Below are 22,286 nucleotides of genomic sequence, written 5' to 3'. Positions count from 1 at the left end.
TCTCCTGTTCAGCCTTCTCTGATCTGCTCCAGCACTGCCTCTGAAGCCAAGCCGTAATTATAAAAGCATAAATCCCGCACGTCTTCCTTCTGATAAGCCCGGATATAACGCTGCATCTGATCGGGTGAGACCGTTTCCGGCGCAATCATTCTGATGCCGGCGGCAAACGGCGCATCGCCCAGCTGCTGCCGGACCGACTCGGCAAATGCGGAAACATTCGACTCGTTCGACGGATAACAGGCGATCCACCCGTCCACATATCGGCTAAGGCTAGCGGTATTCACTCCATACAGCGCCGGATTTGCGCCTTCGGCCAACCAAAGCGTACTCCATACAGGAAGAGGTTTTCCCCTTGACAGCACCGTCTCCCGGACTGAGCTGTAGAGCGCCTCGACAAAGCGGGCCCTCATATCCATGTACGCCTGCAGCAGCTCATCCGTCGACTCCAATTCCGGAGCCTCGCATTTCCCTATCCGTTCTACTGCCAAGCGAACCTTCCGCTGCAGCTCATCGGCATCGATTCCCCGTTCCGCTGCTCCGCTTTTGCAGCGATCGCAAAAGCAAAGCCCCAGCAATGCTTCCAGCCGGTCAGGTTCCGGAACGGCAATCAACTCATGATGATCGCCATGCAGCAGCCCCATATAATCAAATGATTCGAGTACAATGCCGTCCAGGCCTTCATAGCCGCTTGCCAGGTCGTCAATCATCTGTACGGCATAATGTCTGCATTCCTCATGCGCCGGGCACAAAGCATGGCGATAAGATTCCCCATATGCATTGCGCACGGTTACCATAGGAAATTGTGTGCCCAGCCGAGAATTATGCAAGCCTACGACCCAAGCATAAACCTCCAAACCGCAGGCATGCGCTTCTGCCAGCACCGCTTGCAGCAAATCCGGAGCCTCGTCAGGCTGCCTGTTCGCCATGTACTGCCTGTAAGCCTCGCCTGTTGCTGGCTTCAATACTCCGTAACTGGTCAGATCAGGTGTAAAATATATGCTTCCACTATCGTGGTAGTAAATGGTTTTCTGCGGATTGTGAGGAAGGAAAAATTTCCCCGAATGATAGGATACAGCCAGCAAAATCCGATCTATATCCATTGCTTTGATCCGGTGCAACGCACGGCTGATTCCCTCGTCATAAAGATCCCAGGGATATACGAACATAGACCAACGTTTGCCTGCCATTTCCTCCATCTCCCATCATTTTACCTGTTGTTCCTACATTTTTCTACCATTTTCGCGGCGTGCCAACCTGCATAAACGTCCGGCACGTCAATGTTTTCCCCGCTCAGCCTCTGCAAGAACCTCTTGTTCAGCTCCTGGTAACCCCAGGCGTGCAGAACGTCCGTACGGTACCGCTCGCTTACATTTCGTCCCCCGCCCCATACCTCGAATTGGGAAGGGCGAGCCACTACGGCCTCATCGCCGATAAAAGCTTGAACCGTATTGATGCGATGCGCAGGATCGGTAGAGAAGTCTCGATTGCCCAGATCATGAGCCTGCACAGTAATGAATTGTCCCGCCTCATTCGTCATCACCGCCCCGAACGCATCTTCCAGATACGGGCTTGGCAAGCGTAGTCCCACTGCCATGCTTTGCAGCTGCACCACCTCGGACGGAGCCAGGTAATGAACCAAATCCAGCACATGGCTGCCCAGACATACCAGAACGCCTCCGCCCTGCTCCTGCAGACCGGCCCAACTCTTGAGGAATGGGGCTGTAACGAACTGAAAGTGGAGGATCTGCGCCTGCTCTTGATGTTCAAGCAAATACTGCTTCAGCTTCGCAATGCCTGGCGAATAACGGTGATTAAAGCCCAGCACGCAAGGAACGCCGTATTTCTCAACCGCTTCCACGGCCTCAGCGGCAGCTTCCGCGTTCATCGCCAACGGTTTTTCGCAGAAGATGGCCTTTCCGTTCCGGGCGGCCATCGTGACATACTGGACATGGGAATCATGCCGGGTACATATATACACCGCATCCACATCCCGGTCTTGGCATAGCTGCTCCGGATCAGCAAACGCCTTGCCCCCGAACCGGTCCGCAAGCTGGCGTGCCGCGGCTTCGTTGAAATCATAACCGCCTGCAATCAGCGCCCCGTTATCCAGCAAACATGCCGCGTGCATATGCGCAATTTCTCCGCATCCAATAAAGCCAATCCGGTATTTTTGCAACGAATGTCCCTCCCGACTGTTGAATATCGCCATTACACATGCACGGTCTTTCCCTGAACAAGCGACTGGACGCAAGCTTCTGCAACCCTGGCATTTTCCATCGCGCAAGACAGGTCTACCGGCGCCTCCTTGTTGCCGATAACACTGTCCAGCCATGCGGATACCGCCTCCAGCATCGTCGAGGCATAATCGCGCGGACGGAAAACAGAAGGCATCCATCGCTGACTGAAGCTGTCCGGATGAGGATAAATAGTTAAGGAATCCAGCATATTTTCCACGGTGTAGCGCGCCTTTCCGGTCGAGACGTCGAACCGTTGGAACGGGTGCTGGGACTCATGCAATCCGCCTACAAAGGTATGCGTCATGGAGCCAATGCTGCCATTGTGGAAGCGAAGATTGACCGATACATCGGAATAGATCTCGCTCGCGATTTTGCTGCCGAAGGCATGCACGCTTTCGATCGGTCCATTCAGATACATCAAGGTATCGAGCAAATGGCAGCAGGCATCTGTCAGAATAAAATGCTCGTGAGTATGATCCGTAATGTGGACGGGGCCGTGCTGATGCATGGACGCATGGGCAAGATGGACCGTGCCGTCCGAATCGAGTCTCGCTTTCAACTCCCGAATGGCCGGAGAAAAGCGCTGATTGAAGTTCACGCCGACGTTCACCCGGTTCAATTGCGCCAGCTTGATTAAAGCGGCAATCGGCGCGGAAGCTCTCCCCATCGGTTTCTCGCACAGCACATGCTTTCCTTGCCGGATCAGCGATTCAGCCAGTTCCACATGCGTATCCGGCAGTGTGCACAGCAAGGCCGCATCAAAGGGAATCCCGGCCTCCATGCATTGCGCTGCCGAGCCAAATACCGGAACATGGCCCATGCGGCGGGAGAGGTCTCGCGCCTTGGCCTCGTCTTGATCGACTATCGCCGCCAAATTCGCCCCCGCATGGCGGCACACCGCTTCCGCATGCAGATTCCCGGCCCAGCCGGCGCCCACTATGATGACATTAAGCATGGTTCTCCCCCTTGTCCCCGAGCTTCTGCGGCGTCCCGCTGCGCAGACTCCGGGTCATCGTTTGGATGCCCTCGGCGGCAGCCAGCATATCGTCCAAGGTTATGGCTGGACGGCTGGTTCCTTGGCAGCAGGCGATGAAATGCTCGATCTCTTTTTGTCCCATTGGATCGTACTGGATCGGTCCCAATTGATCCTGCGGGTTTTGGAGCACGTAGGCCTGACGGTAAGGATTGTTATGAATGACACCTTTGGTGCCAATCGCATCCACCATGACAAACGGATATTCCCACGTCATGGTGGACACCAGATTCAGCTGGACGAGCGCCCCTTCAGTCGTAGCCCCCACGGCTTGCACCGTGTCCCACGACTGGACTTCGGGAAAGACGAACTGCCCGCCGACAGCGTATAGATGTCCGAGTTCTTGGCCGGTTAACCAGCGAACCGTGTCGATCAAATAAATGCCGAAGGTGCCGAGAGGTCCTCCGCTCTTGGCGGGATCCCGCTCCCACTCCTGATGCACCATCGCTTCATGATGGACAAATACCCGAATATTGGTCGGCTTCCCGATGGCGCCGCCCCGAATCTGGTCGGCTATTTGCTGCATGGAGCTTTCATAGCGCAACGGATTGCCCGGCAGCACGAGGCGATCTGCTTCCCTGGCCTTGTCGATAACAGCCTGCACCTCATCCGGGCGGAAGGACAGCGGTTTGCCTACGAAGACATGACAGCCGTGCGACAAAGCGTTGATCGTATGCTCGGCGTGCTGCCACACTTCCGAAGCCACCATGACCGCATCCAATTTTCTGGAGAAAAATGCGTCCAAATCGGACAGCAGCTCGCAGCCCAGCTCTTCGGCAAATTCCCGCGCCGTGATGCCTGCGCACTCCAGCACATATTCGTCCGTCTGGCCCAGATCGCAGCAAGCCACTACCTCAATTCCTTTCAGCCTGGCCGCGTGTCTGGTGTAGGTCGTAGCATAAAATCCTTGCGAAAAGCCAATAAGTCCAAACCGCATCTTACTGCTCTCCCCTCGGGTCCCCGTCCAGCCACTGATGGAAGGTGCGGTACAGCCCATCCATGCGAGTCATCGGTTCTGGACGCTTTTTCGCCTGGTCCGGATTGCGGTTGGCGCGAATGATGCTGCTGATCGCATTCATAATGATCTGCTCATCGCCCTCATCCAGGAAGGAGAGATCCCATTCCATGCGCCCTTGATGAATCGCGTAGTCATCCATTTTGATAACCGGATCGTAGACGCCCAATTGGGCGTTAATCAACCATGCAGGGACTCCCGTTGCCTCTTCGTTAATATGCATAACTACCCTGACAGACGGAGAAAATCGGGTACGCTTGATTTCGCCAGTTATTCCCGGTTCCTCGGCCATCCGCTCGATAAAGCGCTCCGCCTGCACCGTTTGTCTTGCAATAATGGCATCCTGGTCGCGCTCCAGCCATCTCTCGATGGCAGAGATGATGCTGATAATCCCTTCCTTGCCTACCTTCATCGGCCTGCCGATGCCCATCTCCTGCAAATAGCAGGCATGCACCAAATCCTTGCGTCCCGCAACCAGAGCGGAAGTAGCGCCGCCCAGCCACTTTTGGCCGCTGTGAACGACAATATCTGCGCCGAGCGCAATTGAATGGCGGAAGTCCGTATCATACGCCGCGTCCACAATAACGGGAACGCCCTTCGCCTTGCATATTTTCAGAAAGGTTTCGAAGGGCAGCAGGTTTGGCGGGAAGACATCCATCATGACGTAAACCGCTGCCGCCACGTCCTCAGTGAGCGCAGCCTCCAAATGGAAGGTGGCGCAATCGAGCGCTTCGCCGATCTCTACAGGCTCGGCTCCGGTCATCCGGATTAACTGGGTGGCCGGAATATCGCCGATTCCGATAACATGGCCTTTCTGGATGACCACTTTGTTCTTGGGGCCCTTCACCGTTGGCAGTTCTTTGATGTGGGCGATGTTATCCCCCGTCAGACAGGAGGCAAGGGCAACGGTCATTCCGGCTGCCGTACAGTTCGCAGCGCAGCCTGCTTCCGCCCCGGTCAGCTTGACAATCGCTTCGCTCGCGCGCCGCTGCAGCTCCCAAATTTCAACGGACAACCCCAGCATGTCATAAATGTCCTTGCGGATTTTGTTCTCCACTCTTGCAGCGCCCAGTACGGTTGCCGGTCCCCGGGCATTGATCACCTTTCTGAGTCCGAATCGATCATAAAATTGCTGCATGACGCATTCCTCCCGGTTGTTGAGTTGACCACGGATAGCTAGCAGGGCAAAGCTCTGCCTGCGAGCGTTCCCGTACACTTCTCGTCCTGAACAGCAATCTGTCCATTGACCAAGACATGCCGGATTCCTCTCGGTGCCGAGCGTGCATTCGCAATCGTGGCGGTATCGGTAACGGTCTTGGGATCAAAGATTACAATGTCGGCTGCTTTCCCTTCCGCCAATTGCCCGCGGTCTGTCAAGCCAAAGCGATCGGCGGCAACTTTCGTCATCCGATTGATTAAAGTTTCCAGCGGGAAGTTCTTCTCGCGCGCCAAGCGCAACAGCTTGGGGAATGTGCCGAATGCCCGCGGATGCGGATTTTCGCCTAAATAAATAGCGTCGCTTCCGACCATATAATACGGTCGGCTCAACAAGCTGAACAAATCTTCTTCAATTTGGGCGATGACCTTCTCATCAGCCGGAATCTCTCCCAAAATGCCGACAGCCAAATCCTCATCCAGCAGCAGGTCGCATAACAAATCCGGAATGCTCTGTCCGCGCGCCTTCGAAGCCTCCTCGAAGGACAGACCGAGCAAATCCACGTTTTTGCCGGAAGGCAAATGCGAGAACGCTCCGTCAATGCGAGGAAAGTCCTTCTCGATATCCCGAATAATTTGCGCCCGCAAGCTTCTGTCTGCCAGCCTTTCCAGTGTGGCTTCATAGCCGCCTTCCACCACCCAAGGAGGAAGGTGAATGACGCCTGTGCTGGAGCCAAAGCCGTAAGGGTAAAGCTCCAGGCTGACATCCAGCCCGTTCTGGTAGGCGTCGTCGATATCCTTCATCAGCTCATCTACCTTCCCCGCATTGTGGGGACCTGTGCGGAAATGTGAATAATGGATTTTGCAGCCCGACTTCCAGCCGATCTCCAGCGCTTCCTTGATTGGATCGAACCGCACTCCTTTAAATACCGTGCGCAAATGAGTGACATAGATGCTGTTCTTCTCCGCAAGCACCTTGGAAAGCTCAATCAGCTCCTCGGTATCCCCATAAGAGCCTGGGAAATAGCTCAGGCCGGTAGAGAAGGCAACCGCGCCTTCCTCGATCCCGACTCTCAGCAATTCCTTGGCTTTCTCCATATCCTTGCCGATCAGCGGGGTATCGCGGAAGCCTACAGTCTCCAGACGCAGCGCGCCGTGAGGGATCTGATAGGCGGTATTGATCGCAACGGTACGGTCAAATTTTTGGCGATACTCGCGCACCGTCGACCAGTCCAGCGGAATATCCGGCGTCCCGTTCAGACCGGACAAGTATTTGAAGTACATGCGCAGATTGTCCGCAGATAACGGCGCATAGGACAAGCCGTCCTGTCCCAATATTTCTGTCGTTACCCCTTGATACAAGCCGGCGGCATGCTGTCTGTCGGCGAGCAAAACCACATCGGAATGAACGTGCGTATCAATGAAGCCCGGACTGACGACTTGCCCCTTCGCATCGATGACACGCTTCGCTTCATCCTCCGCATAACGGCCAATGCCTGCTATGACCCCGTCCTTCACGACCAGGTCGGCTTCGAACGCCTTGCTTGCCGTACCGTCTATAATCGTTCCGTTCTTGATTACTATGTCATACATCGCTATCTCTCCCGTTCATTATCCTTTTACCGCGCCCATCGTCATGCCGCTAACGAGATATTTCTGGAAGTATATAAATAAGAAAACAACCGGCAGCGTAACCAATGTCGAAGCAGCCATCAGCATGCCCCAAAGCACTTCGCGATTGCCCACCATCAAGCTAATGCCGACCGGCAGCGTGCGCATGCCCTCTGAATTCGTCAATGTCAAGGCGAAGATGAATTCCTGCCAGGACAAGATAAAGGAGAACAGTCCCACAGCTGCGATTGCAGGCGCCGCGAGCGGAATCACTACCCGGAATATAGCCCCGACCGGCGAGCATCCATCCATTAACGCTGCTTCCTCGGTTTCAGGAGGCAAACCGTCGAAATAGCTTTTTAGCATCAAGGTTCCGAATGGAATCGCAAACGTACAGTAGGCGATAATCAAAGAGCCGAAGCTGTCCATCAGATCCAGCCGAATAAAGATCACATAGATCGGAATAATGAGCAGCACTAACGGGAACATCTGGGAAACGAGCAGCATGTTCAGCATAATCCTGCGCCCTTTGAAGCGAAAGCGCGACAGACCGTATGCGAAGAAAGTCGAAATAAATAAAGTAATCAATGTGGTTGCCACCGCTACGATCACGCTGTTTCGGAAATACGTCGGGAACGGCGTCGTCGTCCAAAGCTCGACGTAATTGGCGAACGTAGCCGAACTCGGTATCCATTGCGGCGTTGGCGTGAAAATCTCATTGGAATGCTTCAATGAGGTAGAGATCATCCACAAGAAAGGAAAAATCAATACAACGGTGACGGCAGTCAATACCGTATAAAGAAACACCCTTTGCCAGATAAGCTTGCTTTTGGAAGTCATCGCTGCCTCACCCCTCTTCCTTGCTCGTTCTCAGATGCCAGAACGCCAGAACACTAAGCAATACTACACCAACGGTAGAAACCGCGGCTGCGTAGTTCATCTTGAAGAAATTAAATGCATTCAAATACGTATAGACTGGAATGATCTGCGTCGAATTCGAAGGACCGCCCTTGGTCATCAAGTACAGCAGATCGAACTGATTGAAGGTCCATATGGTTGTCAATACGATGACCACGATGCTAACTCCCTTTAAGCTGGGCAGCGTAATGTACCAGAACCGCTGAAACAAATTGGCGCCGCTGACCTGCGCCGCTTCGTACATTTCATTATCTATGGATTGAAGACCGGCTAACAGCACAACAGCCACGAACGGAATCCCTTTCCAAACATTTGTCATAATGACAGAAAAGAGGGCAATCGAGGGATTTCCCAGCCAATCTATATTGGTCGAAATAAGTCCGATTTGTTTAAGAAAATAATTCAATACACCGTAATCCGCAGAATAGATCCACTTCCACGTCAGCGCCGCCGCTATCATAGGGACGACCCAGGGTATCAAAATCAAACTGCGATAAATGCCCCTGCCCGGGAATTTCTCGTTCAGCATTAGCGCAATGCCCAATCCGAGGGCGAATTGGCCGAATACTACGCCAAGCGTCCAAATAAGGGTATTCGAGAACGCCATATAAAATATTTTGTCAGAGAACAAAGTTTTGAAATGCGCCAGTCCCACAAATTCCCGCTGTGATAAATTCAGAGGATGCTGGGTGAACAAACTGGAAATGACACCGGAGATCATCGGATAAATCAGAATGGCTCCTACAAAAATAACACCCGGTGAAATGAGTATATAAGGCAGTGCAGCTTTCCAAAAAGCGTTCATCTTGCTGCGTTTTGAACGAACAGCCGGATTGCCGGCAGTCGCTTCTACATGTTGCGTATCCTCCATTTATCACACCTCCCAAGCAATAAAAACCCGGTTAGAGGCATAAGCCTGGCAGAGCTAACCGGATTCTATTGCTCTATCTGCTGTCTATTGGTTATTGAGCCAACAGTTCGTTGAATTTCTCGTCCATGGATTGGACAAACGCTTCTGGCGTAATGTTGCCAAGAATCAAATCCTGAATGGCAGGATTGAAATGAATTTGTCTGAACTCTTCATATTGCGGAACGATCGGACGGTTGTAGCTGACAGGAACCTGCTCTACGAATGGCTGGAAGACCGGATTCTGGGCAAATTCGGTAGAGGAGAATTCCTTCGTCCATCCAACTACTCCCGTCACTTCGCAGAATCTGTCATAGTAAGTCGGACCTTCCCCGTCGCCTGCAAAAATAAACTCAAGCAGCTTGCCTACTACTTCCTTGTGCTCACTCTGTTCCGTTATGTGGAGCGTATTCGGATAACCCAATACTGCCGATTGAGCCGGACCCGCTGGGCTGACCGCAGTTGCCCACTTTCCATCCAGCTCCTCGTTGTCCAGCAAGCTGTTGGCCACCCACATGCCGTTGAACATCATAGCCGCATTGCCAGAAACGAAGGCATTCGCAGCTCCTTCCCAGTCCATGCCTGTCACTGTTTTCGGCATCACTTGATGCGTGTTCGTCAGGTCATAGATGTATTGCGCCGCAGCCAGGCCGGATTCGCTGCCGATATCGGACACCCAGCCATCTCCGTCCTGAATAGCTACTTCATTGCCAGCCTGCCACATAAACGGCAGGAAGTAGTCATCCGGCTCCCAGCCAGCCGCCGGAATAACCAGACCGTACTGATCGCCGCTCGTTAGCGCTTGGGCGTACTCGAGCATCTCATTCCAATCCTGAGGCGGGCTTGCCGGATCGAGTCCTGCAGCTTCAAACAGGTCTGTGCGGTAGAAGAAGCTCCAGATGCTTCCATCCCACGGCAGGCCGTAAATCTTGCCGTCCTCGCCCTTTACGAAACCGCTCTCAAGAAAGATATCCAGCACTTCATCCGATACTAGATCGTCAACAGGTGCGAAGGCGCCCAGTTTCTGATATTCGCTTGCCCACTGACCGGTAAGCATGACAAGATCCGGCGCTTGTCCGACAGCGACTTGGCGCTGAAACATAGAGTAAGCCTCGCCCCAACCCACGTTGACAACCTTTACCGTCACGCCCGGATTCTGCTCAGAGAATGCCGCAGCCATTTCATTCAGCACTTCCGTTTGCGCAGGCACAGTTCCGCCTATGTGCTGGAAGGTCAGTTCAATGGATTCGCCATTCTGACTCCCTCCGCTGTTCGAAGGGCTTTCACTTCCGTCGTTGGAAGGCGAGTTTCCGTTATTGGAACAACCCGCAACGATTAACAATAGTGCCAATGAGATAAGCACTAGCTTGGACATTTTGCGCATGGTATATTTCCTCCTTTAGTTAGCAAGCAGTAGGATTTATTCCTTGATCCTTACAATCATTTCAATTTCAACCGGGATGTTCTTGGGGAGCACATAGGTCCCCATAGCCGATCTGGCATGCTTGCCTCTCTCGCCGAAAACCTCGACCATCAGATCAGAGAATCCATGCATAACCTGCGGCTGCTGGTAGAAATCCTCCGCACTTGCCACGAGTCCCAACACCTTTACAATTTGATCCACACGTTCAAGATCGCCCAAGTAGCTTTTCAGTTGCGCGAGCAGAATAATGCCGCACTCCCTGGCCGCCGCATATCCTTCTTCTACGGTCAGATCCTTGCCTAACTTGCCTGTCCAGATCGGAGAACCGTCGGACTCGCGTTCCGGTCCATGTCCAGAGGTGTACAGCAAATTGCCGTGCTTCTGAATAGCGACTATCCCTTTCCCCTTTAAGCTTATGGTCGGCAGTGTGATGCCTAACTTTGCGATTCTTTCCTCAGCCAAGCCCATTTTGCATTAGCTCCTTTCAATTTTTGTGTAGATACAGGATGCATGGCTCGTTGTTCTGGTAGAGAAAACTACCACCTCCTTAAACAAATCTTTTGTTAGTTTCTTCGGCGAATAAACAATATATCGCTGGAATGACGCCTAAAATTGAGGCAAGTACGCTTTGTTGTCTTGCAAAATGTCATCCAGTATAGCCTTTGCCAAGGATGAGGCGCCTACCAGCGGATGAATCGTCAGTGCTTGCCATGCGCTGTCATAGCATCCTGTTACGCCAGCATGCACGGTCAGCTGTTCATAGGCCTTCACAACTTGCAGCAGCCCTGTCGCCGCCAACGGAAGCTGCTCCGTCAATGCAATCGGCTTTGCGCCGGCCGCGGAGATGACGCAAGGCACCTCTATGGCCGCGTCATCGGGCAGGGACGCAAGTATGCCATCATTGCGGACATTCACAATCTGAACATCCCGCTTGTTGTTATAAATGGATGCAATCAAATCTACAGCGGCTTCCGAGTAGTAAGCCCCGCCTCTTTGTTCCAGCTGCGCAGGCTTATGATCCAGCTCCGGATCGGCATATAGCTGAAAGAGCTCGTCCTCGACTTTTCGCACCGCATCGGCCCGAGTGCCCTTGCCGGACAAATCCTCCAGTTGATCCTGCAGCATCTTGTCTTTCAAGTAGTAGTATTTCAAATAGCTGCATGGCAGCATTTGCAGAGATGCCAGAAATCCTTCTCCCCATTTGTGATCGGGAATGTTCTTTACCGCAAGGCCGTCCGATCTGTCATGCAGGGCAATGACCTCTTTCGTACGATCTTCGCCTCCAATCATGATCCGCGTAGTCCAGTTCAAGTGATTAATGCCGGCCATCTCAATCTGAACCTCTTCGGGGGCTACTTCCATTAGCTTGGCCGTCTGCATTCTCGTATGAATCGGCAGGTTGCACAAACCGATCGTCTTCACCTTGGCATGCTTGAGAACAGCTTCGGTAATGATGCCGGCAGGATTGGTGAAGTTGATGAGGAATGCGTTCGGCGATAATTCCTCGATCTCCCTGCATATATCCAGAATGACCGGGATTGTGCGCAACGCTTTCGCAAACCCGCCTGCGCCGGTCGTTTCCTGACCGATGCATCCATATTTCAGCGGGATTTTTTCATCCCTGGAACGCGCCTCCAGCATGCCCACTCGTATCTGTGTCAACACGAAGTCGGCATTGCGGATCGCTTCTCTGCGGTCCAAAGTCGTCGAAAGCTGAATAGGAGCGCCTGCCTTCTGTATCATTCTTCCCGCCAGCTCGCCAATCGTTCGCAGCTTATCGCTGCCCTCCTCGATATCGACCAACACCAATTCCTGAATAGGCAGCTCGGCATATCTGCGAATGAATCCGTCGATCAATTCCGGCGTATAGGACGATCCGCCGCCGATAACGGCTACTTTTATTGGCTTCTTCATCGATGCATGCGCTCCCCTTTCCTGTAGGAATTAAATTTCTCTATTATATCAGGCCGCACAGATATTTTCAGATGATCCATCCCGAGCAATACGGCTCCAAATACAGGCTCCATTTCCGGAATAACAAATTCCACATTCGCGTTTTCCTCTAATACTGTTTGCTTCAAGGCTTGCAGCAAGTGGCTGCTTCTGCCCTTTTGAAACACACTGCCTATCAGCACGATTGGCACCTTGTCTATGCCAAAATCACCGATCCTTTTTAGGACCGAGTTGGCGGAAAGACCGAGCTCTTCCCCGACCTTCGCCAGGATGCGAATGGCCAGCTGATCGCCATCCTTCACCGCCTCATGGAGAACAATGGTTAGATCAACCGGAACATTCCCCTTTTGTCTGTCTAGAAAATCATTATAGAGTGCTTCCATATTTTCGAATCCGAAGTATGCCGGGACCTTCTCCACAAGTACGGAAGGGATGTCTCTCTGATCCCATGAGCGGACGGCAGCTCGAAACGTTTCAACCGCCATTCGGCTTCCCCCGGCATTGTCCCCGTACAGATAGCCAAAGCCGCCAGTCTGAACGACCTTGCCCGAACGACTTCTTCCCACTGCATTCGTTCCGCTGCCGCATACCAGCACAACACCCGCGTTGTCCGGGCTTCCGGATCTCAAGCCGGCCATCGTGTCGCATTCCAATCCCCAACGCGCTGCAGGTATTTGGGCAAGCGCAGGACGAAGGATGCGATAGTCTGATTCCCTGTCTGCGCCAGCCAGCGCATACTGTATATAAGACAGGTCGCTTAATTTCAAGCCCGCTGACTTTAACGCCTCATTCATCGATTCCACAATGTGTGTTTTCGCATTGTCAATGCCGATCGTCTGATGATTGGCTCCCAGCGCAAAACCCTCGCCTGCAAGATTGCCAGCTGCATCGGTAATGACAGTAAATGTTTTGCTCCCTCCACCATCCACGCCCATAATAAAGCTCATAGTTAATCTCCTCAGTCCATGAAGTAACCTAATGTTAGTTTATTCGACGAATAAATTATCTTCGTATACAGATTAATGCAAATGCTCCTTGTTTGTCAATATGCACTTTCTCTGCATTCGGCTTCTGTTCCAGCAGCCGCATAACGCTGGCAAAAGTGCGCATGATGAAAGGGAAGGGAGTGGTCGGTGCATGAAAACCGTAACGAAAGTATTTGGAATCGCCATTACGATTTCTCTGGTATTTGTTATTTGGGGCGTTGTATCTCCCTCCCGACTAAGTCGGGTCATGGATACAGCGCAGGCATTCTTTCTGGAACGGTTCGGCTGGTTCTACCAGCTGTGCGCAACTGTCTTCTTGCTTTTTGCGCTGTTTCTGATTTTCAGCAAATACGGCAGAATCAAGCTTGGGAAGGATGAGGACAAGCCGGAATTCAAGCAGCTGACTTGGTTCGCGATGCTGTTCAGCGCCGGAATGGGGATCGGCTTGCTGTTCTTCGGCGTGGCCGAACCGATCTCGCACTTCGCCAGTCCGCCGCTGGGGGAGCCTGGCACTTCCGAAGCGGCGAAGGAATCGCTGCGCTATACTTACTTGCACTGGGGACTGCACGCCTGGGCTATCTACGCCACCATCGCTCTCGCCTTGGCTTACTTCAAATTTCGCAAGGGCTATCCCGGCTTGATGAGCTCGGCCTTATACCCGCTGCTTGGCGAGAGAGTCCGCGGCCCGCTTGGCATCGCAATTGACTCCGTGGCTGTGTTCGCCACGATCTTCGGCGTGGCTGCGTCCCTGGGGCTCGGCGCTGCGCAAATCAACGGCGGGCTGCATTATGTCGCTGGCGTCCCGAACAACTTCCCCGTTCAGCTCTCGATCATCGCCATCGTTACGCTCTTGTTTCTATTGTCGGCTGGCACGGGGCTAAAGCGCGGTATCCGTTACTTAAGCAATACGAATATGATCCTGGCATCACTGCTGTTCGTCTGTGTGCTGTTCGTCGGTCCCACGCTTTTCGTCTTGAACCTGTTCATGACAACCTTCGGCGAATACATCCAAAACTTGCCCAGCATGGGCCTGAGGCTGGCTCCTTTCCATGCCGAACGCGCTTCCTGGGTCCAAAATTGGACGATCTTCTACTGGGCATGGTGGATTGCTTGGGCGCCTTTTGTCGGCACCTTCATCGCCCGGGTGTCCAAAGGCAGAACGGTTCGGGAGTTTATGGTCGCCGTTACCGTAATCCCTACCCTGGTTTGTTCCTTTTGGTTTGCCGTATTTGGCGGTACCGCCATCCATTTGGAATACAACCTCGGCTTCGATATTTCCGGCCGCTCCCTGGAAACGGCGATCTTCTATGTGTACGAACAGCTTCCCCTCAGCCTGCTGCTCATCATCCTGACACTGCTGCTCATCTCTACGTTCTTCATTACTTCGGCCGATTCCGCTACATTCGTACTCGGCATGATGACAACTGGCGGCAGCCTGAATCCCGCGAATCCGGTCAAAATCATATGGGGGCTCATCCTGTCTGCTTCTGCTGTAATCCTGATGATCTCCGGCGGACTGCCGGCGATGCAGACAGCTATTATCGTTAGTGCATTTCCACTGGCCTTTGTGCTGTTGGGCATGGCGTTGTCCATGCTGAAGTCCTTTCGCTCCGAACTGCCCGCAAAGCCACCGGGCAAAGCCAAAAAGGAGCCCGCTTCGAAGGATGCGCCGACACTTGCCGGACTCGGGAAGAACAGTCGGGAACCTGCCAAGTAAATCCCTTTCGTTAACCCGGCTCCGGAAGTTTATATCCTTGCATGATTGAACAACCTTGTTAGAAGAAGTGCTTCGCTTCGCGACCCCTTACGGAAGGCTGGTTGATAAGGAAATGAACGACTACGGGGCCATTGCAGTCGAGCTGCTGGTCGGCTTTTGCGCATTGTTTCTCTATACAAAGCTTGTCGGGAAGACGCATTTTTCCCAGCTTACCCCCTTTGATTTCATCTCTGTGCTCATTTTGGGCGAGCTGCTCGGAAACGCGGTATATGATCAAGAAATAAAACTGCAAAAGATTTTGTTCGCGCTCTCGCTTTGGGCGCTGCTCATCTATGTGACTGAACTAGTGACCCAGAAACTCAAATCAACCCGCAAGATGCTGGAGGGCCAGCCGTCGATTCTTATCCGCAAAGGCAACATTCAATTTAAGGAAATGAAAAAGATCAAACTCGACCTAAACCAGCTGCAGAGCCTATTGCGGCAACAGGGATACTTTTCTCTCCGCGAGGTAAACTACGTGATCATGGAGACGAACGGCTCCATCAGCGTATTGCCCAAGCCCGAATATGGAAAACCAACGAACCAGGACTTGCACCTTCACCCCCAGCCGTCTTCTCTGCCTTACACGGTCATTCTTGACGGCGAGGTCATTCACGATAATTTGCGCGCTTCCGGACATGATGAGCAATGGCTCAAGGATGAGTTGGCTAATGCGGACATTTTTCACTATCAGGATGTGCTGTTTGCAGAATGGCGCGAGAACGAGCCCTTGTTCCTCCAGAAGTATTCATAAAAAAAAGCAAACGCTGCACAACCCGCCTAAGCCCGCTTGGCTTCCGAGCCCACACGCGCTCCAAAGCTGGCGCTAACGGATTCATCCTTGGCCCCGGGCTTTTTCGCATGGCTCCAATACAGGAACAGACCGGTCAAGATAAGACCGCCTGCTAAATTCCCGACCAGAACGGGAATCTGGTTCCACAGCCACCAATCGGCCGCGGATACTTCAGCCCCGAACATCATGCCCGCCGGAATCACGAACATATTGACTACCGCATGCTCAAAGCCCTGTGCAAAAAAGGCGAGGATCGGCAGCCACATCGCTGCTATTTTTCCCAATGTTGATTGCGAGGTCATGGCCATTACCGCTCCTAACGTGACCATCCAGTTGCAGAGCACTGCGCGGATGAATACCAACCCCAGACCGGCTGCACCCATCTCCTTATATGCGATCGTCTTCCCTTCCGCAATGCCGGCGATCATCACCGCCAAGGCATGGTCATGCACCGTGCCCATCTTCGTGATAGACGCATAATACAATCCCGCATAAAACAAACAACCTATCACATGGCCAACGATAACCCAGAAGAAATTGTTTGCCATCTGCCCTGCTGTTGCGCGTCTTTCCATCACGGCAAGCGGGATTAAGGCGAAGCTCCCTGTCACCAGCTCAAGCCCGAGCAAAATAATGATGACGAAGCCAAGCGGAAAGACCAATGCGCCGACGAGGCCCAGACCGGTTTGTGAAGTCGCCGTAAAGGCGAGTGTCGTGGCATATGCCAAGATAGCCCCGCCGAGAAATCCTCGAAGAATGAGCTGAATTACGGGTAATTGTGCTTTTCCCGCTCCTGTCTGAATCATATTGTGCAGCACCTGGTTTGGTTTTACGTAGTCCATCCGCTTCCTCCTGTGTGTCTCGCTTCATGCTGTTAGGTGTCTTCTGTTCGTCCGGAAGCATAGTATTCTGCTAATTTGACAATCATACTGCCGATTCGTTCCTCGGTCGGCACTACGATGCGCTCGACGCCTACCTCTCGAATGACTTCGGCTGTCACCTTCCCGATCGCCACGGCTGCCGCATGCGTCCGGAAAGCCTGCAGCAGCTGCTCGCCGCGACCTGTCTTATCGGCATATTCGAATGTAAACCGCACTTGCGGCGTACTGGTGAATGCGACTGCATCTACTTGTCCGGTTACAATTTCCGTTATCAGCTTTTCCATCACTTCCGGATCAGGCGGCACATGCCGGTAGGGCAAAATCTCTTCGAAGGAAGCGCCTCGTTCGGTAAGCCACCGAACCAGTTTCGGCGAAACGTCGCCGTAAAACTGGACGACCACCCGCTTTCCTTCGAGGGGGAAATCCTCCATGGCGCGAATGATTCCTGCTACTGTGCCATCGTTGTCTCTTGCGGCAGGAGTAACGCCATTTTTTTTCAAGACATTAGCCGTTTTATATCCCCGTGCCGCCACTCGAATGCTGCGCAGCTTGGCCAGGAAAGGCTCTGCCAACCCGGCGTTCTCCGCATTGCGGATCAGCAACTCCGTTCCGATGCCAGTCGTCAGAATCATCCAGTCCCAATCCTGCTCGATAAAAGAAACCACTTGCGCTTCAATATCCTCGTTCTGCAGATATATGGTGCCTTGCGCCGGCCGGACAAGCGGGATGCCGCCCAACTTCGCAATCAATGTGCTGATTTCTTCTGCCTTGCGGGGGCCTGTGATAGCCACCCGCTTGCCCTCTAGTCTCCGCATATTGTGATTCCTCTCGTTCTTTATCAACTCAATTAGGATGCCTCGCAGGACTGGTCTGAGGTTGCCGATTCGAGATCGAGGAGCAGCTCTCCATTCTCCGTCACCGTTACCTGATACGTGGCCACGCATCCTTCATCAGGCGCCTGAACGACACCGTCATTCATATCGATCTTCCAGTCATGCAACGGACAGAATACGTAATGTCCGCTTACTATCCCTTCCGACAGCTTGCCGCCCTTGTGCGGGCAGCGGTTCTCAATCGCGCGGATTTCACCGCTGGACAGCTTGAATACAGAAATCTCAATGCCATTGATCTGAACAATGCGTGAACGCTTTTCTTCTATATCACTATAGTTTCCGATTGCCACTTGATTCATATCCGATCACCTGTCCTTCTTTCTTAATGGGCCAATTGCTCATTTACTTCCAGCTTTTCAAAGGACTTGCGCAGCTCTTCGTTTTCCAGCACTTCTTTCCAAGGATCCTCGATCAGGCTCAGCGCTTTGTCCAGACGCTCGAACAGGGCTTTCCGATCCTCCGGCTTCGCCAGCGCCTGCTTGATTGCATCGATGCCGACCCGCTCGATCCATTTCGATGTCCGCTCATTATAGTTGGCATTCTCCCTGTAATATTGCCAGTAAGCGCCGCTCCATTCAATCACTTCCTCGCTGGTCTTCACCCTGACGAGCGAATCGGCAGCGCGCACATCGGTTCCTCCATTGCCGCCGACATAAATTTCCCAGCCGCCGTCAATAGCGACAACGCCATAATCCTTAATGGTTGCTTCCGCGCAATTTCGCGGACAACCGGACACTGCCATCTTCACCTTCGCCGGCGTGTTCATCCTCTGGAATTTCTTCTCCAGATCAATGCCCATTTGAATCGAATCCTGCGTTCCGAATCGGCACCATGTAGAGCCTACACAGGTTTTCACCGTCCGCAGCGCCTTGCCGTAAGCATAGCCGGACTCCATCCCGAGCTCCTCCCACACCTTCGGAAGATCCTCCTTCTCGATGCCGAACAAGTCAAGCCGTTGGCCGCCCGTGATCTTCACCAGCTCTACATTGTATTTTACAGCAACGTCGGCAATCTTCTTAAGATCCTCCGGAGTTGTTACCCCGCCGTAAATCCGCGGCACAACCGAATAGCGGCCATCCTTCTGGATATTCGCATGATTGCGCTCGTTCACAAAGCGGGATTCCCGCTCATCCTCATGCTCCTCCGGCCATACCATGCCCAGATAGTAGTTGAGCGCCGGGCGGCATTTCGAGCAGCCTTCCTTGTTATGCCATTCCAGCACATGCATCACTTCCTTGCTGGTGGTGAGCTTCATCTCGCGAATCGCTGCCACTACTTCATCGCGTCCAAGCGGCGTACAGCCGCAGATGCCTTCCTTCACAGTCGTGACGCCGTCCTCGCCAAGGGTGTGTGCAAGCAATCCTTCCACAAGATTCTTGCAGCTGCCGCAGCCGCCCGAAGCCTTCGTACAGGCCTTGATCTCGCCTACGCTGGTACAACCCTTGTCGTGGATGGCTGAGACGATATCCCCTTTGGACACGCCGTTGCAGCCGCATATGATTTCGTCATCCGCCATCGCCGCCACGAGTTCAACGTCGGATTTGCCTTTGCCGGAGGCATCGTCCGCAAGCAAAATTTGCTTTTCCTTCCCCGTCACATCCTCGCCGCTCCGGATCATGGAGAAAATCCGGGAGCCGTCGCTCGTATCTCCGAACAGCACGCTTCCAATCACTCGGCCGTTTTTAATCACTACTTTTTTATAAATCCCGTTGAAATCGTCCTGCACGCGTACGGATCGTGTATGCAGATCGTCAGCAAATTGTCCGGCCGAAAACACATTCACGCCAGAAACCTTCAGCTTTGTGGAAGTGACAGAGCCTTGATAGCCCTCTGTTTCCACTCCAGCGAGCCGCTTCGCCAAGACTGCGCCTTGCTCATACAGAGGAGCAACCAAGCCGTAAGCAATGCCGCGATGCTCCGCGCACTCACCAATCGCGTAGACGTTAGGCAAGCTGGTTTCCAGATAATCATTGACGACGATCCCGCGGTTTATTTCGACACCAGCCCCTTTGGCGAGGGCGACATTCGGGCGAATCCCTACCGCCATCACGATCAGGTCGGCCTCTGCCCATGTCCCGTCATCGAATTTCAGGCCGGTGACGCGCTGCTTGCCTGTAATCGCTTCGCTGTTCTTCTCCAGCAAAAACTTCATTCCCTGTGCTTCCAGCTCACGCTGCAGCATAATCGCAGCCGTTTGGTCCAGCTGTCTTTCCATCAGGTACTGGTGGATGTGAACAACGGTGACATCCATGTTCAAGTTGAGCAAGCCGCGCGCGGCCTCCAGTCCAAGCAAGCCGCCGCCGATTACGACCGCTTTCTTGTACTGCTTGGCCGTTTCGATCATCGTTTCGCAATCCTTGATATCCCGGAAAGCGATCACGCCTTCCTTGTCTGCTCCCGGAAGCGGCAGCATGAAGGGGAGAGAGCCGGTTGCCAAGATCAATTCGTCGTAAGATTCGGTGATGCCGGTATCAGTGGCGACGGTTTTGTTCTTCGTGTCAACTTTATTGACAGTATGTCCTGCGTGAAGCGTAATCTGGTTGTCCTTGTACCAGTCCCAATCGTTAATCACGATATCCTTCATTTCCGTATCCCCGGCCAGTACAGACGACAGCATGATCCGGTTATAATTCGGATGCGGCTCGCTGCCGAAGATCGTGATCTCGTATTTTTGCGGAGCCAGCTTCAGCAAATGCTCAATACTAGCTACGCCCGCCATCCCGTTTCCGACCATCACCAGCTTCTTTCTCATCGCTCTCCACTCCCATGTTATATATTTTTACATTGTTTGAACGTTTATCTGTGTGGTTTGATTATAACCGCATATCCCGTCCGATTTCAATAGAAAAATGTAATTTTTCCTTACACAAGTGCTGAAAATTGGGGCAATGGTTCGGTTTTTAAGCATACAATCAAACGGAATACGAACATTTGGCTGCATTAACAGCTTAATTGTTCGTTATTATTCGTTTTATATATGACGTTTTATGTTAGTTATTATGCCGTTTGGTTGATTGGCATAGAGGCTGCCACTAATGGTGCTAGCATTAGAATGAGGGGGGGCCGGTAAAGGCAACAACGGGGGATGACACAGGGATAAGAATTGCCATTGATGCTTACTTTGAAACCGCTGACACCGCACTTATGTAGCAACTCCCTTATTTAAGGGTACCAACCACCTGTAATCATTACGATGAGTAGCGATAATTCATGATTAGTGAAGCCATTACTATTAACAGTTACCCTTTCTTACACTCTTTATGGTAAAGAGGTAATAAATTAGCGTCTCAAGCCCATTCATCAGCAATATTAGTGAAGTTGCTACCAGAAATAAATGGTACTGTTACTATTTTGCGCTTCCATAAATACGGTTGGCCGTCTTTGCCGCACACGAAAAAGGGCCATCCAGAAATATATCTGGATGACCCGATCGTACGAAAGCTTACCTTTGCCACACATTCAGGAAGTCAGTCCTTAGAAGGGCTGCTCCGGCAAAAAACAGCTCCCGGGAGAAAACCCAAAACCCCGACCCACACTTCACACAAGCTGCGCGATGAATCTGATGCGCCTCGGCGCAGTTGCCTCCCGGCCTGGCCGTCACGCTTGGTAGAAATTGCGAATCCAGCGATGCGCCTTCAGCTTCTCGATCTTGTCCTCCGGGAGGCCGCGTCCGTCACCAACCTGCATATTGCGTTCCACGTTGCGGATCGAGCGCATCCCTGGAATAACCGTGGATACAGCCGGATGGCTGAGCACGTAACGCAGCGCGGTTTCTGGCAACTCATCCACCGCGATGTTCAGATCCGCCGCAATCTTCTGCACGCGATCATGCACCTGCTGCTTGCGGTCGCCGCGGAAGTAGTTGTTGCGGAAGTCATCCGGCGCGAACGTTGTCTCCGGCGTAATGTTGCCGGTCAACCCGCCCTCATCCAGCGCTACCCGCACAATGACCCCTACGTTATGCTTCAGGCATGCCGGGAGCAGCTGATCCTCCGGGCTTTGATCAAAGATATTGTAAATGACTTGCACCGTATCAACGAGACCGGTTTCGATCAGTTTGATCGCATTGTTCGGCTGATGATCGTTGATGGACACGCCGAAATAGCGGATCTTGCCCTGCTCCTTCAGCTTCTGGATCGCCTCCAGCCAATCGCCCTGATCGACCCAGTCATCCTGCCATACGTGGAATTGCTGGACATCTATCGTGTCGAGCCCCAGATTCCGCAGGCTCTCTTCCGTACATGCGATGACATGATCTGCCGGGAATGCCTCTGATGATGGAATGCCCGCTGGCGCCGGCCACTTCTTGTTCTTCGGCGGAATCTTGGTCGCCACATAGACGGGCTTGTTTTGCTGCCGGACCACTTGGCCGACCAACCGTTCGCTATGCCCGTCGCCATACCCCAGCGCTGTATCAATAAAATTCAATCCGAGCTCGATGGAACGATTGAGCGCTTTCAAGGACTCGTCGTCGTTAGCGCCTATCCATGCGGTCTTGCCAATTCCCCAAGCACCGTAACCAATCTCCGAGATGTCCAATCCTGTTCGGCCAAGCTTTCTGTAATTCATCGTGATCCCTCCGATTCGTAAGGCTTGGATAACTAACACGTTATATTTATCTATTCATATCTCCACTTTCATTATAGGCAACTTCCAGTCGATACATAAGAGCTGAAAATGAGTTAAGTTAGTTACCTGAACGTAATCAGTCTTCCCGCACAGTCG

The 22,286-nt window shown here is 52.7% G+C and carries 19 protein-coding genes; 2 read left to right on the top strand and 17 right to left on the bottom strand.

The genetic code is table 11. From position 1 onward, the window contains the following. Positions 1-8 precede the first annotated feature (8 nt). The 12 genes from XYCOK13_RS08095 to XYCOK13_RS08040 form a co-directional block, all read right to left on the bottom strand. The gene (locus XYCOK13_RS08095; protein WP_213411520.1) at positions 9-1,187 is read right to left on the bottom strand and encodes a hypothetical protein; all 1,179 of its coding nucleotides are present in this window, start codon (positions 1,185-1,187) and stop codon (positions 9-11) included. A gap of 20 nt (positions 1,188-1,207) precedes the next feature. Next, positions 1,208-2,176, bottom strand: coding sequence for a Gfo/Idh/MocA family protein (locus tag XYCOK13_RS08090; RefSeq protein ID WP_213411518.1), 969 nt, complete (start codon positions 2,174-2,176; stop codon positions 1,208-1,210). Positions 2,177-2,208: 32 nt separating this feature from the next. After that, positions 2,209-3,192 carry a Gfo/Idh/MocA family protein gene (locus XYCOK13_RS08085; RefSeq protein ID WP_213411516.1) on the bottom strand — a complete coding sequence of 328 codons (984 nt, stop codon included), beginning with the start codon at positions 3,190-3,192 and terminating at the stop codon, positions 2,209-2,211. Next, positions 3,185-4,207, bottom strand: a complete 1,023-nt coding sequence (locus tag XYCOK13_RS08080; RefSeq protein ID WP_213411514.1) for a Gfo/Idh/MocA family protein — start codon at positions 4,205-4,207, stop codon at positions 3,185-3,187. The genes XYCOK13_RS08085 and XYCOK13_RS08080 overlap by 8 nt, the downstream gene beginning before the upstream one ends. 1 nt (position 4,208) lies before the next feature. Further along, positions 4,209-5,423 (bottom strand): aminotransferase class V-fold PLP-dependent enzyme, encoded by a 1,215-nt coding sequence (locus XYCOK13_RS08075; protein ID WP_213411512.1) that lies wholly within the window; start codon positions 5,421-5,423, stop codon positions 4,209-4,211. A gap of 38 nt (positions 5,424-5,461) precedes the next feature. After that, positions 5,462-7,033, bottom strand: a complete 1,572-nt coding sequence (locus XYCOK13_RS08070) for an N-acyl-D-amino-acid deacylase family protein (protein WP_213411510.1) — start codon at positions 7,031-7,033, stop codon at positions 5,462-5,464. An 18-nt stretch (positions 7,034-7,051) separates the two neighbouring features. Beyond that, positions 7,052-7,891: a carbohydrate ABC transporter permease gene (locus XYCOK13_RS08065; protein ID WP_213411508.1), complete on the bottom strand. Its 840-nt coding sequence runs from the start codon at positions 7,889-7,891 to the stop codon at positions 7,052-7,054. 7 nt (positions 7,892-7,898) lie between these two features. Beyond that, positions 7,899-8,840 (bottom strand): carbohydrate ABC transporter permease, encoded by a 942-nt coding sequence (locus XYCOK13_RS08060; protein WP_213411506.1) that lies wholly within the window; start codon positions 8,838-8,840, stop codon positions 7,899-7,901. 91 nt (positions 8,841-8,931) lie between these two features. Further along, positions 8,932-10,260: an ABC transporter substrate-binding protein gene (locus tag XYCOK13_RS08055; RefSeq protein WP_213411504.1), complete on the bottom strand. Its 1,329-nt coding sequence runs from the start codon at positions 10,258-10,260 to the stop codon at positions 8,932-8,934. A gap of 36 nt (positions 10,261-10,296) precedes the next feature. Beyond that, positions 10,297-10,767 carry a RidA family protein gene (locus XYCOK13_RS08050; protein ID WP_213411502.1) on the bottom strand — a complete coding sequence of 157 codons (471 nt, stop codon included), beginning with the start codon at positions 10,765-10,767 and terminating at the stop codon, positions 10,297-10,299. A gap of 138 nt (positions 10,768-10,905) precedes the next feature. After that, positions 10,906-12,213, bottom strand: a complete 1,308-nt coding sequence (locus XYCOK13_RS08045) for a 6-phospho-beta-glucosidase (RefSeq protein WP_213411500.1) — start codon at positions 12,211-12,213, stop codon at positions 10,906-10,908. Continuing rightward, positions 12,210-13,199 (bottom strand): N-acetylglucosamine kinase, encoded by a 990-nt coding sequence (locus XYCOK13_RS08040; RefSeq protein WP_213411498.1) that lies wholly within the window; start codon positions 13,197-13,199, stop codon positions 12,210-12,212. Before XYCOK13_RS08040 ends, XYCOK13_RS08045 begins: the two co-directional genes overlap by 4 nt. 190 nt (positions 13,200-13,389) lie before the next feature. Here XYCOK13_RS08040 and XYCOK13_RS08035 point away from each other — a divergent pair, with 190 nt between their 5' ends. Beyond that, a complete protein-coding gene (locus tag XYCOK13_RS08035) occupies positions 13,390-14,955 on the top strand; it encodes a glycine betaine uptake BCCT transporter (RefSeq protein ID WP_213411496.1) in 1,566 nt (521 codons plus the stop codon). 112 nt (positions 14,956-15,067) lie between these two features. After that, complete coding sequence (locus tag XYCOK13_RS08030) at positions 15,068-15,748, top strand: DUF421 domain-containing protein (RefSeq protein ID WP_213411606.1); 681 nt, start codon at positions 15,068-15,070, stop codon at positions 15,746-15,748. 26 nt (positions 15,749-15,774) lie between these two features. On the opposite strand, the gene XYCOK13_RS08025 is transcribed toward XYCOK13_RS08030, so the two are convergent. From XYCOK13_RS08025 to XYCOK13_RS08005, 5 genes are all read right to left on the bottom strand, one after another. Continuing rightward, a complete protein-coding gene (locus XYCOK13_RS08025; RefSeq protein ID WP_213411494.1) occupies positions 15,775-16,629 on the bottom strand; it encodes a formate/nitrite transporter family protein in 855 nt (284 codons plus the stop codon). Positions 16,630-16,661: 32 nt separating this feature from the next. After that, on the bottom strand, positions 16,662-17,483 hold the full coding sequence (locus XYCOK13_RS08020) for a uroporphyrinogen-III synthase (protein WP_213411492.1): 822 nt from the start codon (positions 17,481-17,483) through the stop codon (positions 16,662-16,664). Positions 17,484-17,515: 32 nt separating this feature from the next. Next, positions 17,516-17,860, bottom strand: coding sequence for a nitrite reductase small subunit NirD (nirD, locus tag XYCOK13_RS08015; RefSeq protein ID WP_213411490.1), 345 nt, complete (start codon positions 17,858-17,860; stop codon positions 17,516-17,518). A gap of 23 nt (positions 17,861-17,883) precedes the next feature. Continuing rightward, complete coding sequence (gene nirB / locus XYCOK13_RS08010) at positions 17,884-20,313, bottom strand: nitrite reductase large subunit NirB (RefSeq protein ID WP_213411488.1); 2,430 nt, start codon at positions 20,311-20,313, stop codon at positions 17,884-17,886. Between the two features lie 845 nt (positions 20,314-21,158). Beyond that, positions 21,159-22,130, bottom strand: a complete 972-nt coding sequence (locus tag XYCOK13_RS08005; RefSeq protein WP_244865060.1) for an aldo/keto reductase — start codon at positions 22,128-22,130, stop codon at positions 21,159-21,161. Positions 22,131-22,286: the final 156 nt, after the last annotated feature.

Source organism: Xylanibacillus composti, from assembly GCF_018403685.1.
Classification (GTDB): Bacteria; Bacillota; Bacilli; order Paenibacillales; family K13; genus Xylanibacillus; species Xylanibacillus composti.
The sequence above is the reverse complement of the archived record's forward strand: the minus strand, read 5'-3'. Positions and strand labels throughout refer to the sequence as shown.

What these genes read in the sequence shown, in the direction of transcription:
- XYCOK13_RS08095 (WP_213411520.1), bottom strand. Translation starts at nt 1,187, where the DNA reads ATGGCAGGCAAACGTTGGTCTATGTTCGTATATCCCTGGGATCTTTAT.
- XYCOK13_RS08085 (WP_213411516.1), bottom strand. Translation starts at nt 3,192, where the DNA reads ATGCTTAATGTCATCATAGTGGGCGCCGGCTGGGCCGGGAATCTGCAT.
- XYCOK13_RS08080 (WP_213411514.1), bottom strand. Translation starts at nt 4,207, where the DNA reads ATGCGGTTTGGACTTATTGGCTTTTCGCAAGGATTTTATGCTACGACC.
- XYCOK13_RS08075 (WP_213411512.1), bottom strand. Translation starts at nt 5,423, where the DNA reads ATGCAGCAATTTTATGATCGATTCGGACTCAGAAAGGTGATCAATGCC.
- XYCOK13_RS08070 (WP_213411510.1), bottom strand. Translation starts at nt 7,033, where the DNA reads ATGTATGACATAGTAATCAAGAACGGAACGATTATAGACGGTACGGCA.
- XYCOK13_RS08065 (WP_213411508.1), bottom strand. Translation starts at nt 7,891, where the DNA reads ATGACTTCCAAAAGCAAGCTTATCTGGCAAAGGGTGTTTCTTTATACG.
- XYCOK13_RS08060 (WP_213411506.1), bottom strand. Translation starts at nt 8,840, where the DNA reads ATGGAGGATACGCAACATGTAGAAGCGACTGCCGGCAATCCGGCTGTT.
- XYCOK13_RS08055 (WP_213411504.1), bottom strand. Translation starts at nt 10,260, where the DNA reads ATGCGCAAAATGTCCAAGCTAGTGCTTATCTCATTGGCACTATTGTTA.
- XYCOK13_RS08050 (WP_213411502.1), bottom strand. Translation starts at nt 10,767, where the DNA reads ATGGGCTTGGCTGAGGAAAGAATCGCAAAGTTAGGCATCACACTGCCG.
- XYCOK13_RS08045 (WP_213411500.1), bottom strand. Translation starts at nt 12,213, where the DNA reads ATGAAGAAGCCAATAAAAGTAGCCGTTATCGGCGGCGGATCGTCCTAT.
- XYCOK13_RS08040 (WP_213411498.1), bottom strand. Translation starts at nt 13,199, where the DNA reads ATGAGCTTTATTATGGGCGTGGATGGTGGAGGGAGCAAAACATTTACT.
- XYCOK13_RS08035 (WP_213411496.1), top strand. Translation starts at nt 13,390, where the DNA reads ATGAAAACCGTAACGAAAGTATTTGGAATCGCCATTACGATTTCTCTG.
- XYCOK13_RS08030 (WP_213411606.1), top strand. Translation starts at nt 15,068, where the DNA reads ATGAACGACTACGGGGCCATTGCAGTCGAGCTGCTGGTCGGCTTTTGC.
- XYCOK13_RS08025 (WP_213411494.1), bottom strand. Translation starts at nt 16,629, where the DNA reads ATGGACTACGTAAAACCAAACCAGGTGCTGCACAATATGATTCAGACA.
- XYCOK13_RS08020 (WP_213411492.1), bottom strand. Translation starts at nt 17,483, where the DNA reads ATGCGGAGACTAGAGGGCAAGCGGGTGGCTATCACAGGCCCCCGCAAG.
- nirD (WP_213411490.1), bottom strand. Translation starts at nt 17,860, where the DNA reads ATGAATCAAGTGGCAATCGGAAACTATAGTGATATAGAAGAAAAGCGT.
- nirB (WP_213411488.1), bottom strand. Translation starts at nt 20,313, where the DNA reads ATGAGAAAGAAGCTGGTGATGGTCGGAAACGGGATGGCGGGCGTAGCT.
- XYCOK13_RS08005 (WP_244865060.1), bottom strand. Translation starts at nt 22,130, where the DNA reads ATGAATTACAGAAAGCTTGGCCGAACAGGATTGGACATCTCGGAGATT.